The 11,634-nt window shown below is 46.9% G+C and carries 11 protein-coding genes; 3 read left to right on the top strand and 8 right to left on the bottom strand.

Annotation, left to right across the window (positions count from 1 at the left end; translation table 11 throughout):
* The first annotated feature begins 18 nt into the window (after positions 1-18).
* Positions 19-1,152 carry a tRNA 2-thiouridine(34) synthase MnmA gene (gene mnmA, locus BK120_RS28175; protein WP_076270818.1) on the top strand — a complete coding sequence of 378 codons (1,134 nt, stop codon included), beginning with the start codon at positions 19-21 and terminating at the stop codon, positions 1,150-1,152.
* A 74-nt stretch (positions 1,153-1,226) separates the two neighbouring features.
* On the opposite strand, the gene BK120_RS28180 is transcribed toward mnmA, so the two are convergent.
* Positions 1,227-2,567, bottom strand: coding sequence for a hemolysin family protein (locus BK120_RS28180; protein ID WP_076270819.1), 1,341 nt, complete (start codon positions 2,565-2,567; stop codon positions 1,227-1,229).
* Between the two features lie 375 nt (positions 2,568-2,942).
* Here BK120_RS28180 and BK120_RS28185 point away from each other — a divergent pair, with 375 nt between their 5' ends.
* Positions 2,943-3,512 (top strand): copper resistance CopC family protein, encoded by a 570-nt coding sequence (locus BK120_RS28185; protein ID WP_076270820.1) that lies wholly within the window; start codon positions 2,943-2,945, stop codon positions 3,510-3,512.
* Complete coding sequence (locus BK120_RS28190; RefSeq protein ID WP_076270821.1) at positions 3,512-4,597, top strand: copper resistance D family protein; 1,086 nt, start codon at positions 3,512-3,514, stop codon at positions 4,595-4,597. Before BK120_RS28185 ends, BK120_RS28190 begins: the two co-directional genes overlap by 1 nt.
* A 90-nt stretch (positions 4,598-4,687) precedes the next feature.
* Here the strand turns inward: BK120_RS28190 and BK120_RS28195 are convergent, their stop codons facing one another.
* The 7 genes from BK120_RS28195 to dtd all read right to left on the bottom strand — a co-directional run bounded on the left by BK120_RS28195 (position 4,688) and on the right by dtd (position 11,591).
* Entirely contained in the window at positions 4,688-5,995 is a 1,308-nt protein-coding gene (locus BK120_RS28195) for a replication-associated recombination protein A (protein ID WP_076270822.1), read from the bottom strand.
* A gap of 317 nt (positions 5,996-6,312) precedes the next feature.
* Entirely contained in the window at positions 6,313-7,068 is a 756-nt protein-coding gene (locus BK120_RS28200) for a tRNA threonylcarbamoyladenosine dehydratase (RefSeq protein ID WP_076270823.1), read from the bottom strand.
* A gap of 29 nt (positions 7,069-7,097) precedes the next feature.
* Positions 7,098-8,918, bottom strand: coding sequence for an aspartate--tRNA ligase (gene aspS, locus BK120_RS28205; RefSeq protein ID WP_076270824.1), 1,821 nt, complete (start codon positions 8,916-8,918; stop codon positions 7,098-7,100).
* Between the two features lie 28 nt (positions 8,919-8,946).
* Positions 8,947-10,212 carry a histidine--tRNA ligase gene (gene hisS / locus BK120_RS28210; protein WP_076270825.1) on the bottom strand — a complete coding sequence of 422 codons (1,266 nt, stop codon included), beginning with the start codon at positions 10,210-10,212 and terminating at the stop codon, positions 8,947-8,949.
* Between the two features lie 187 nt (positions 10,213-10,399).
* Complete coding sequence (locus BK120_RS35565) at positions 10,400-10,552, bottom strand: hypothetical protein (protein WP_179089913.1); 153 nt, start codon at positions 10,550-10,552, stop codon at positions 10,400-10,402.
* 332 nt (positions 10,553-10,884) lie between these two features.
* Positions 10,885-11,055 (bottom strand): hypothetical protein, encoded by a 171-nt coding sequence (locus tag BK120_RS35570; RefSeq protein ID WP_179089914.1) that lies wholly within the window; start codon positions 11,053-11,055, stop codon positions 10,885-10,887.
* Positions 11,056-11,147: 92 nt separating this feature from the next.
* On the bottom strand, positions 11,148-11,591 hold the full coding sequence (gene dtd, locus BK120_RS28215) for a D-aminoacyl-tRNA deacylase (RefSeq protein ID WP_076270826.1): 444 nt from the start codon (positions 11,589-11,591) through the stop codon (positions 11,148-11,150).
* Positions 11,592-11,634: the final 43 nt, after the last annotated feature.

An 11,634-nucleotide genomic window follows, 5' to 3' on the forward strand; every position in this document is an offset into this window, starting at 1 on the left:
AGCAAGGTGGTGTTTACGATGGAAAAACCAAAAGCTTCGACAAGAGTTGTCGTCGGGATGTCAGGCGGCGTCGATTCCTCCGTCACTGCACTGCTGCTAAAGCAGCAAGGGTATGACGTTGTCGGCATTTTTATGAAAAACTGGGATGATACCGATGAATTCGGTCATTGCACGGCGGAAGAGGATTCTGAAGATGTACGCCGCGTATGTGAACAAATTGGCATTCCCTACTATACCGTGAATTTTGAACGGCAATATTTTGACAAGGTATTCACTTATTTTCTGGATGAGTACAAGCGCGGACGTACGCCTAACCCAGACGTTATGTGCAACCGCGAGATTAAATTTGGCGACTTCCTGCAGCGCGCCTTGGAGCTTGGAGCGGATTATTTGGCAACAGGCCATTATGCTCAAGTAGAACGTACCGAGGATGGCACAACGAAGCTCATTCGCGGAGTCGATTCAAATAAAGATCAGACGTACTTCCTTAGCGCCCTTAATCAGAAGCAGCTGGCTAAAGCGATGTTCCCGATTGGGCATCTGCCGAAGCCTGAAGTACGCCGTATTGCTGAAGAAGCTGGCCTTTATACCGCTAAGAAAAAAGACAGCACAGGCGTTTGCTTCATTGGGGAGCGCAATTTCAAAACCTTCCTTAGCGGCTATCTTCCCGCTCAAGCCGGCGATATGATTGATATTAGAAACGGCGAGAAAAAAGGTCGTCACGACGGGCTGATGTATTACACGCTCGGCCAACGCCAAGGACTTGGCATTGGCGGATCAGGTTCCGGCGAGCCTTGGTTCGTAGCGGACAAGGACTTGGAGAAAAACATTCTTTATGTTGTACAGGGAGAGCAGCATGCCAGCCTATACTCAGAGAGCTTGACGGCAACTGGCATGAACTGGATTCTGCCTGTAACCAGCGGAGATACCATCCGCTGCACCGCCAAATTTCGTTATCGCCAGCCAGATCAAGGCGTCAGCGTAACGATTGGCGAAGATGGAAACGCGCATATCGTGTTTGACAAGCCTCAGAAAGCCATTACACCTGGACAGGCTGTCGTGCTCTACGACGGCAACGTTTGCCTTGGCGGAGGCACGATCGATAAAGTTAAGAAAGTCGATCCTGCTGCTGATTTCGCAAAGCAAGCCTAACAACACGAAAAGCTGCCTGAAGCATCCGCTATTGATGCATTAGGCAGCTTTTCTTTTGATCAAAACGTTTATGTTCAGCCAAAATATTGGCCGTTCTGTCCTTTTTTTCTCTCGCCAATTTTTCGAATCAGAAGCCTGGAGATCCGAAGATGATCCGTCTCTTCGATAATGAATTCATATTCTCCAGCGTGATCGACACGCTGATTGTTGACAGGAGGTATGTTTATTTTGGAATACATCCAGCCCCCAATTGTATCATAATCATCCGTTTCGATATCGAGATTGAAGAAGCTGTTGACTTCCTCAATCAGCATGAGACCGCTAATGGAGTAGGTATTGTCGTCTTTTTTCTCAAGAGGCTCTCGTTCCTCGTCAAATTCATCTTGAATTTCGCCGACGATTTCCTCCATAATATCCTCGAGGGTTACTAAGCCGGAAGTGCCGCCGTACTCGTCAATCAAAATAGCAATTTGCGACTTTCGTTTTTGCATCAGCTTCAGCAGTGTACTAATTTGCATCGATTCGGGTACTGTTGTAATCGGTCTTGTAATTTGCCTTATATCCTGCAGATTGTGCATCGTGTCCTTCAGTAAATCCTTGATATGCACGAACCCAATGATATTGTCCTTGTCATTCTCACAAACCGGATAACGCGTCAGCATTTGCTCCAGTGCAATTTTTTTATTGTCGGCTAAAGTGCAGCTTGTATTCAGACATATCATTTCTGTTCGAGGTATCATAATTTCACGCGCATTCGTCTCGGCAAAATCAAAAATGTTATCAACAAGCGTAAGCTCCATATTATCTATTAAACCGTTTTTGTGGCTCTCCTTCATCAAAATCCGAATTTCATCCTCCGTGTGCGCCGAATCCTTCTCGGTCACAGGCTCAATTCCAATTTTTCTAAGAAGCAAATTGGCTACCCCGTTAAATAACCAAATAAAGGGAAACATAAGCTTATAAAAACAAACGAGCGGCAACGCTGTCAATCGCGTAATGGATTCAGCTTTACGGATTGCAATCGTTTTTGGCGCCAGCTCTCCAAGTACTATTTGCAGCATCGTAATGAGAATAAAGGCAAGCAAAAATGAAAAGGTATGAACAAACCATTCACTGCGAATGCCGATGAAAGCCATAACAGGCTTGATCACATTTGCAATAGCTGGACCGCCAACCCATCCAAGGCCAAGCGAAGCAAGCGTTATGCCAAGCTGGCATGCAGACAAATAAGCATCTAAATTGCCTGTCATACGAATAGCAAGCTTCGCTCTCGAATCACCATCAGCGATCATTGTATCTAAGCGGCTTCCTCTTACCTTCACCATTGCAAACTCGGCAGCAACAAAAAAACTGTTCATCATGATAAAAACAAAAATAAGCAGCAGAGACAAGCTGGTCGGTAATGGGTCAATCAATGGATTCCTGTCCTCCGCAAGAAATGAAACGGGATGCGATGACAGGTGCACCTCCTTTTGGAACAAAGATACGGCAATCTTTGTGTAGTGTGAGATCTCTCCTAGATGACAAACCGCCGCGTCAAACGGTAAAGCTGCGAGCCATACCGCTCTCAAGACTGTAATTATGTCTATTCGCCATAGGCTAGCACTTATACGCAGATTTCCAGTCTTTCTAAGCGTTTTTTATAGGAAGCATCAAACGATCTTCAACAAATGTTCACTAAGCCGCAATGAATTGATCATTTTATTTGGCGCAACAGCGAATTGGAATCTGTTATAATGCAATGAGCTTACCAAGTAGGCTCGTTACAAAAATATGTAGGAGGTTTAATAATGAAACGAATATTGCTTATTTTTCTTGCCGCTCTATGGCTCGTTCCGGGCGTAGCGATGGCCCATTCCAAACTAGAAAGCGCGGTGCCTGCGCGAGATGCGACGGTCGCTGCCTCACCAGAGCGTATAGAGATGACATTTAACACAAAGATCGAGAAGCTTAGTAATTTTAAAATATTAAATGCTGCTGGCGAGGAAATGGAAAAAGAAAAGGTCGAGGTTGACGGCATGACGATGGCCGGATCAGTTCCTTCTGCTTTGCCTAATGGCATTTATACAGTAAAGTGGGTCATTATCGGAGCGGATGGTCATTCGGTGGAAGGCGATTATTCGTTTACTGTAGAAGCGCCTGTTGTTACTGAACAACCGAGCGAAGAACCAACAGCTACAGCAACTGAAGCACCAGCAGAGACAACGGCTCCTACTCCTTCACCTGATGCTAGCACTAATACTGACGGAGGAAGCAGTGAAGCTACAACTAATGATGCTGGGACAAACTATACTCCTTATGTCGTTATCGGTGTCATTATCGTAGCAGCAGTTCTCTTATTCATGCGGAGGCGCAAATAATGATCTATATCAGCGAAGGCCTTCTATACATTTGCTTCGCCATTTTAACGGGCACCTTTCTATTGCGGCTTGTACCGGAGGACAGAAGGCCTTCCGTTCATGTACCGCATGGCCTGCTGCTCGCATGCGCAGTAGCAATACCGTTCTTATCCTACGTTCCTATTCATAAGCTTGCTATCGTATTTGCCAAAGATTTTGACATGAGCTACGGCGCTATTCTAAAGAGCATCCTGCTTGATGTTAATACAGGCAAAGCGTGGGTTTGGACAACCATCGGATCAGCTGGACTCGCTTTTCTGCTAGGCCTTAAAGCATTCCGGGGCGATAAGCATATGCCTAAGGTAGCTTTGTTTGTTACCTTTTTGCTAATTGTGTGGCTGGGTTATGCAGGACATGCTTCATCCTTGTATGGATTTAAAGGTTTAATTACACATTCTGCTCATTTTCTCGCAGTCAGCGTATGGATCGGCATTTTGTTTGTGATCAGTTGGTTTTCCAAAGATGATGCCAATTGGAACGCATTTCTGCGTTGGTTTTCGCCAGTAGCCATTGTATCTGTTGTTGTAACGCTTCTTGCCGGCATTACGCTTATGTCATTTACAACTCCAGAATATGTAAACTCATGGATGCTTCCCTACGGTCAGATGCTGCTGATTAAACATCTACTGATTTTGCCTCTGCTGCTGTTTGCTTTCTCAAATGGCTTCGGATACAAAAAAATAGCAAAAACCAATCCGAATTTCAATCCAAGACGCTGGCTAAAAGCAGAAAGCTTCATTGCTTTGCTCGTGCTTGCAGCAACAGGTGTGCTTGGTCAACAAGCACCACCGCATAAGGTGAAGGAGACACTGCAATCGGAATCACCTTCTCCATTTTTCACTTCAATTTACAAAGGAAACTTCAGCCCTGACATCAGCTTGAAATTCACTCTGAACATGGAGTGCCTGCTCATGCTTGCGGCAGCTGCACTAATGGCGGTCGGTCTGCTTTGGATGTATCGCGTAAATAAGCTTATGCCAGCTTTTGTAATGGGTATTTTGACAGTGGTATTCGGTTATTTCGGCCTGATGTTTGCGATTGCTTAATAAAAGAAAAACTCTTGCTAATATGGAGGTAAGCTTATGATTGAGCTTACCTCCATCAAATTAGCAGGAGTTTTTTTATGAATTAACTTATCATTTTCCTTGGCGCTTTTGCTGATTTTGCCTTATTTTATCTTCCATCCCTTGCTCGGTAGCCTTATAAAAGGTCATTCCCCCAAGCGTATTCGGCAAATATTGCTGCTTTACGTAATGGTTCGGAAAATCATGCGGATATTGATACCCCTCGTGACCAAGCTGCTGCGCCCCTTTGTAGTGGGTGTCGCGCAAATGCAGCGGTACCTCTGCACCGCCTGCTCGCTCGATTGCCGCCTCTGCATTGCCGATTGCAATGGCAGTAGCATTCGACTTAGGACTCTCTACCGCGAACAGAATCGCTTGTGAGATGTTATATTTCGCTTCAGGCCAGCCTATCTTATGATAGGCATCCATCGCTGTAACCGCTTGAATCATCGCTTGCGGATTAGCAAGTCCAATATCTTCGCTGCATGCGACAATCAGCCTGCGGATAAACGTCATCGGGTCCATGCCCAGCTTCTCCACAGCATATAAAAACCAAAATAACGCTGCGTCGCTTGAACCTCTTACACTTTTGTGAAATGCTGACAGCACATCATATTGTGTAGATAGATCTGCGCGAATGGACGGCTTCCTTATGGACTCTTGAGCCACCTCAAGCGTCAACCGAACAGAACCATCCATCTCAGACGGCGTTGTCACCGCAGCCAGCTCAAGCGCATTAAGCGCCCTGCGGATGTCTCCGCCAGCCATTGCAGCGATATGCCGCAGCGCGTCCTCATCTACTTGCAAGTCCATAAAGCCTAAACCCCGCTCACGATCGGCTAGTGCTCTTATCATCGCCTCATAGGCGTGCTCCTCGCCAAGCGCTTCGAGCTGAAACAAAGTTGAACGTGACAATAGAGCGCCATTCACATGATGAAATGGATTTTCTGTTGTCGCCCCTATAAAAATAATAATGCCCTGCTCGACAGCAGGAAGCAGCGCATCCTGCCTAGCTGTATTAAAGCGGTGCACCTCATCTAGAAAAAGCGTCGTCTTCTTGCCGTACATCGCTTTGTTGGTGCGAGCCTGCTCGATAACTTCACGTACATCCTTTACCGACGCATCTACCGCGTTCAGCTTCACGAACTCGCCTGCTGTCCGCAAAGATATAATGTGTGCAAGCGTCGTTTTACCGCAGCCCGGCGGACCATACAACAAAATGGACGACACCTGATCGCCTTCAATAGCCCGCCGCAGCAGCTTCCCCGTTCCTACTATATGCTCTTGCCCGATATATTCGTCTAATGTTTGCGGCCGCATGCGATCTGCAAGCAGCCTGGCGCGAGGCGCTTCTTCCTCTTGATATGAAAATAAATCCATTCTGCTCCCCAACCTTCTGCCATCTGTTACTCCGATCATAGCATACAAGCACATTTGTTCGCCAGAAATGATGTGCTTGTATGCTAATCACCGAAGCGTCAACGGCTTCGCTACCCTTTCTGCTGCTATGATGAATCGGTTTATTTTGCATTTAAGACTAATTGGAAGCAAGTTCTTTTCTTTTTATGCTAGCATCATATAAAATAGCCGATTCGCAAAAAAGCTGAAGACGCTTTTTTTCAAATCGGCTATTGTTTTGCTTCTTATTTGTCGAGTGGAGATCTATGGCCTCTCACCAGCTTACCGACAATTATCGTTTACACCTCAATGCCGCCAGCAGCAAGCAAATCCTTCACGACGACACTAACCATGATCAGACCCGCTACCGGAGGAACAAATGCATTGCTGGCCGGAGGCTGCTTCGCTTTGCGAATGTCAGGCGCATTCTCGGGAACGATTTTTTTCGTAACATCCTCACGCGGCTTCATTGGCAGCTCCGTTGAGAATACTACCTTAACGCCGCGTTTGATGCCTTCCTTACGAAGTTTAGTACGGATAACCCTTGCTAAAGGATCGGTATGCGTCTGCGAAATATCGACAACCTGAAATTTCGTCGGGTCCATCTTGTTCGCTGCGCCCATACTAGAAATAATCGGAATTTTTCTCTCGAGACATTGCTTGATCAAATGAATCTTATACGAAATCGTATCGGAAGCATCAACAACATAATCAAGCGGGAACTCGAAAAACTGTTCAAACGTCTCTTCCGTATAAAACATACGCAGGGCAATGACATCACATTCAGGATTAATCAGCTTAATCCGATCGCGCATAAGCTCTGATTTCACTTGCCCCACTGTCGTTGTGAGCGCATGAATCTGACGATTAACGTTCGTAATATCTACAACGTCCTTGTCAACGAGAATAATACGTCCAACTCCGGTGCGTGCAAGCGCCTCAGCTGCAATGCCGCCAACGCCTCCGATGCCGAGCACGGCAACCGTGCTCCCCTTCATTAGCGCTAGCCCCTCTGGCCCAATAGCCAGCTCTGTTCGTGAAAATTGGTGAAGCATCCGGCCGCCGCCTCCTTCGTATTGATTGCTTATTTTTCGCTAGTTTCTGTTGCTGCATTTGCTGCTGCCGCTGCAACTGGTTGCTTCGGTTTAAGAACTGTACGGATATGCAATTGCTCAAGCTGTGAAAGCTCGACCTCGGACGGCGCATCGCAGAGAAGATCTGTTGCGCTTGCCGTTTTTGGGAATGCAATCGTCTCACGCAAATTCGTGCGGCCTGTAAGCAGCATCACCAAACGGTCGAAACCAAAGGCAATACCGCCGTGTGGAGGCGTTCCATATTCAAATGCATCCAGCAAGAAGCCGAATTTCTCTTGTGCTTCTTCCGCGTTAAAGCCAAGCGCTTTGAACATTTGTTCTTGTACCTCACGCTTGTAAATACGCATAGAGCCGCCGCCAACTTCATAACCGTTCAGAACTAGATCGTATGCTTGTGCGCGAATTTGGCCTGGATCCGTATCGAAGAAATGAAGGTCGTCTTCATTTGGACGTGTGAACGGGTGGTGTTCAGCAACATAACGCTTCGCATCCTCATCCCAGCCAAGCAATGGGAAGTCAACAACCCAAGCAAACTTGAATTTCGATTCGTCAATCAGGCCGAGGTCTTTACCAAGCTTAGAGCGCAGGTTGCCAAGTACATCACAAACCACTTTTTTCTTATCTGCAGAGAAAGTTAGCAAATCGCCATCTTCAACTTGCAGACGCTCAGTTAGCGAAGCAATCTCTTCCGGTTTAAGGAATTTAACGATCGGCCCGCGCCATTCACCATCCTTCACTGTGATCCAAGCTAACCCTTTACCGCCGTAACGAGCAGCGAACGGCTGCAAGTCATCAAGCTCTTTGCGGCTCCAGCTTGCACAGCCCTTAGCGTTCAACGCTTTAACAACGCCGCCGCCTGCTGCAACGCTTGCGAATACTTTTACATCGCTAGTTGAAACGATATCGGTAATATCTTTAATTTCTAGGTCAAAACGAAGGTCCGGTTTGTCGGAGCCGTATTTGTTCATTGCATCTGCATAAGTGATACGTTGGAACGGAAGCTCAAGCTCTACGCCAACTGTTTCTTTCAGAAGTTTAGCTGTCAGCTCTTCCATCATAGCAAGCAATTGATCTTGCGAAAGGAAAGAAGTCTCGATGTCGACTTGCGTGAATTCCGGTTGGCGGTCTGCACGAAGATCCTCATCGCGGAAGCAGCGAGCGATTTGGTAGTAGCGTTCAATACCGCCAACCATTAGAAGCTGCTTAAAGATTTGCGGCGATTGCGGCAATGCAAAAAACTCACCTTCATGCACACGGCTTGGCACCAAGTAATCACGCGCGCCTTCAGGCGTGCTTTTCGTTAAAATTGGTGTTTCTACGTCGATAAAGCCTTCTCCGTCTAGGAAATCGCGGAAAACCTTTGCTGCTTTCGAACGAAGCAACAACGTTTTTTGCATTTCTGGACGACGCAGGTCAAGGTAACGATATTTCAAGCGAAGCGACTCGTCTACTTCTACGCCATCCTCAATTGGGAATGGAGGCGTTTTAGCAGCGTTCAACACTTCAATTTTTGTAACACGAACTTCAATTTCACCGGTAGCAAGGTTAGCGTTGTAAGTTTCAGCATCGCGCTCCACTACTGTTCCTTGAATAGCAAGGACGAACTCATTACGAGCACGGTCAGCGATCGCTAGTGCGTCACCTGAGAAATCCGGGTTGAATACCGTTTGTACAATACCAGAACGATCGCGAAGATCGATAAATAGGACACCGCCAAGATCGCGGCGACGTTGTACCCAGCCGTTTAGAATAACTGATTGACCGACGTCCGCTTTCGTTAAGCGGCCGCAGTGATGTGTTTTTAACAACATTGTGTTCATTCTCCTCATTTAGTTAGATTTATTTTTGTGTAGCAAACGAACGACTAATTTCTTCAGCGAGCTTATCCAGTGCAACAACACGCTGTTCGCCTTTTGTCATGTCTTTCAAGGAAATCTCGCCGCGCTCAAGCTCATCGTCGCCTAGTATAGCGGTAAAACGAGCTTGAAGACGGTCTGCCGACTTCATTTGCGCCTTCATTTTACGACCAAGATAATCGCGCTCTGCACGTATGCCTTGCTGTCTTAGCTGGTAAACGAGCTTAGTTACCTCACGCTCTGCAGCTTCGCCAAGCGCAACCACATACACATCGATTTGATTAAAAACCGGCAATTCTGTTTCTTGATGCTGAAGCAGCAAAATCGTTCTTTCAAGACCTAAGCCAAGACCGACACCCGGCTGGTCAGGACCGCCGATTTCCGATACTAGGCCGTTATAGCGACCGCCGCCGCCGACAGTATCGATCGTACCGATACCCTCTGCCTTGTATTCGAAGGCCGTATGGGTATAGTAGTCGAGTCCGCGAACGAGGCGATGATTGATTTCATAAGGAATGCCCATGTCGCTCAAATACATTTTTACTTTATCAAAGTGAATTTGGCATTCCTCGTCCAGGCTGTCCAAAATAGACGGCGCATCCGTAAAATGCTCTTGATCGACCTTGCAATCAAGCACGCGCAGCGGATTGCGATCCATCCGTGATTGGCAATCCTTGCAGAGCAGCTCACGCTTAGGCTCTAAGAAAGCAAGCAGACGCTCGCGGAACACCGCACGTACAGCCGGTGTGCCGACGGAATTAATTTCTACGCGTACGCCTTTTAGACCCACCTCTGTATAAAAGGTATAGCCAAGTGCAATGACTTCTGCATCTATAGCAGGATCAACCGAACCGATAGCCTCAACGCCAAATTGATGCAGCTGGCGATAACGGCCTGCCTGCGGGCGCTCATAACGGAACATCGGACCGATATAATACAATTTAGACACGTCTGGCTCGCCGTACAGCTTGTTCTCTACGTAAGACCTTACAACGCCTGCAGTTCCTTCCGGACGAAGCGTCAGACTGCGATTGCCGCGGTCTGTGAAGGTATACATTTCTTTCTCAACGATGTCGGTCGTTTCACCGACGCCCCGTTGAAACAGCTCAGTGGATTCAAATATCGGCGTACGAATTTCCCGGAAATTATAACGCTGACAAATATCCCGAGCCTTCTGCTCCACATACTGCCATCTCTCTACCGCGCCAGGCAAAATATCCTGTGTGCCCGGCATTTTCTGAAATGCCATTGAATAACCCCTCCTGCCCTCATAATAAACGGGTTAAATTTCGGAAAACGCAAAAAACTCCCGTTCCTAATAGCTTGCGCCATAAGGGACGAGAGTGAATCTCCCGTGGTACCACCCACATTTCGAGCCTGCATCCTATGCGTTCGGCTCGCTCAAAGACGGTTAACGTCCGTCATCCGCAGTCCAGCTACTGTGCGTTAGCTGCAAGCCTAATTGCTTGCTGCCATCTGCCGTTCACCGTCTGTTCTCCGGGAAGTCTGTTCATTCTGCCAATATAAGGACGCTTGCAGCCAAGTGACGTCCCTCTCTGAATATAAGGCGTAGAATTACTTTGTCCCATCAACGAATCCATATCTATACTGAGGACTAATTTTACCTCTGACTAAGATTAAAGTCAAGATCGAACTGCCCAAGCAACGCCATCCAGTTTAAAATAGGCAGAAAAAAACCTACAAAACGTATTTGTAGGTCCAAAAGTAAAATATATTTTAAAAAGGGGGTCGAGTTCTATTATAGGTCAATGATATTAAAAAAAAGTTAGAGATTGATTACAGTAATATTACAATTTCGAAAGCGTTTTAATGGAGACTTTGTATAAATGCCCTTTTCTCCAGTTGTTTATTTCAAAAGATAACCGCCCCAGCTCTCGGCTTGGGCGGCGGTATGCTTATGCTATAGTTGACCCGAATTATCGCGGCGCGGGTGCTGCGGGAAACCCGCCCATTCCTCCGCTGCTTCCATATCTTCCTCAAGCTCTGCAAAAATTTTAGCTTCTCTGCGATCGGAATGAAGCAGTCTGCGAGATGCTCGTTCCATCCCTTGTTCCTTGCGTGATTGGTGCATTCGCGGTTTACCTCCAATATGGCATACTGCTTGTACAAGCTTCTTATGATGCGTGCACAGCTTACACTATATTGTTTCCCGCGTTGCCTTAGTTAAATACGGCTATCCAAAATTAACGTTATAGGCCCGGAATTCACGAGCTCCACGTCCATCATCGCACCAAAGCGCCCCGTTTCCACGACCAATCCGGTGGAACGAAGCGTCTCATTAAACAAATCATACAGCTGCTCTGCTTGCTCGGGTCTGGCGGCTGCCATGAAGTTAGGGCGTCTGCCTTTACGGCAGTCTCCATACAGTGTGAACTGTGAAACCGAAAGCAGCTGCCCGCCAACATCTGAAATAGAATGATTCATTTTACCTGACTCATCCTCAAAGATACGCAGGTTAGCTACCTTATCAGCCATCCATTTGACATCTGCTTCTGTGTCCTCATGCGTCATGCCTACAAGAAGCACAAGCCCCGAGTCAATTGAACCTACTGTTTCACCCTCAATGACTACCTTTGCTTGTTTACTGCGTTGAACGACAACCTTCACTGCTTAAAAACCTCCGATATTCGTTTTGATCTCAATGCGGCAA

The sequence above is a fragment of the Paenibacillus sp. FSL A5-0031 genome (genome assembly GCF_001956295.1).
In the GTDB taxonomy this organism is placed as follows: domain Bacteria; phylum Bacillota; class Bacilli; order Paenibacillales; family Paenibacillaceae; genus Pristimantibacillus.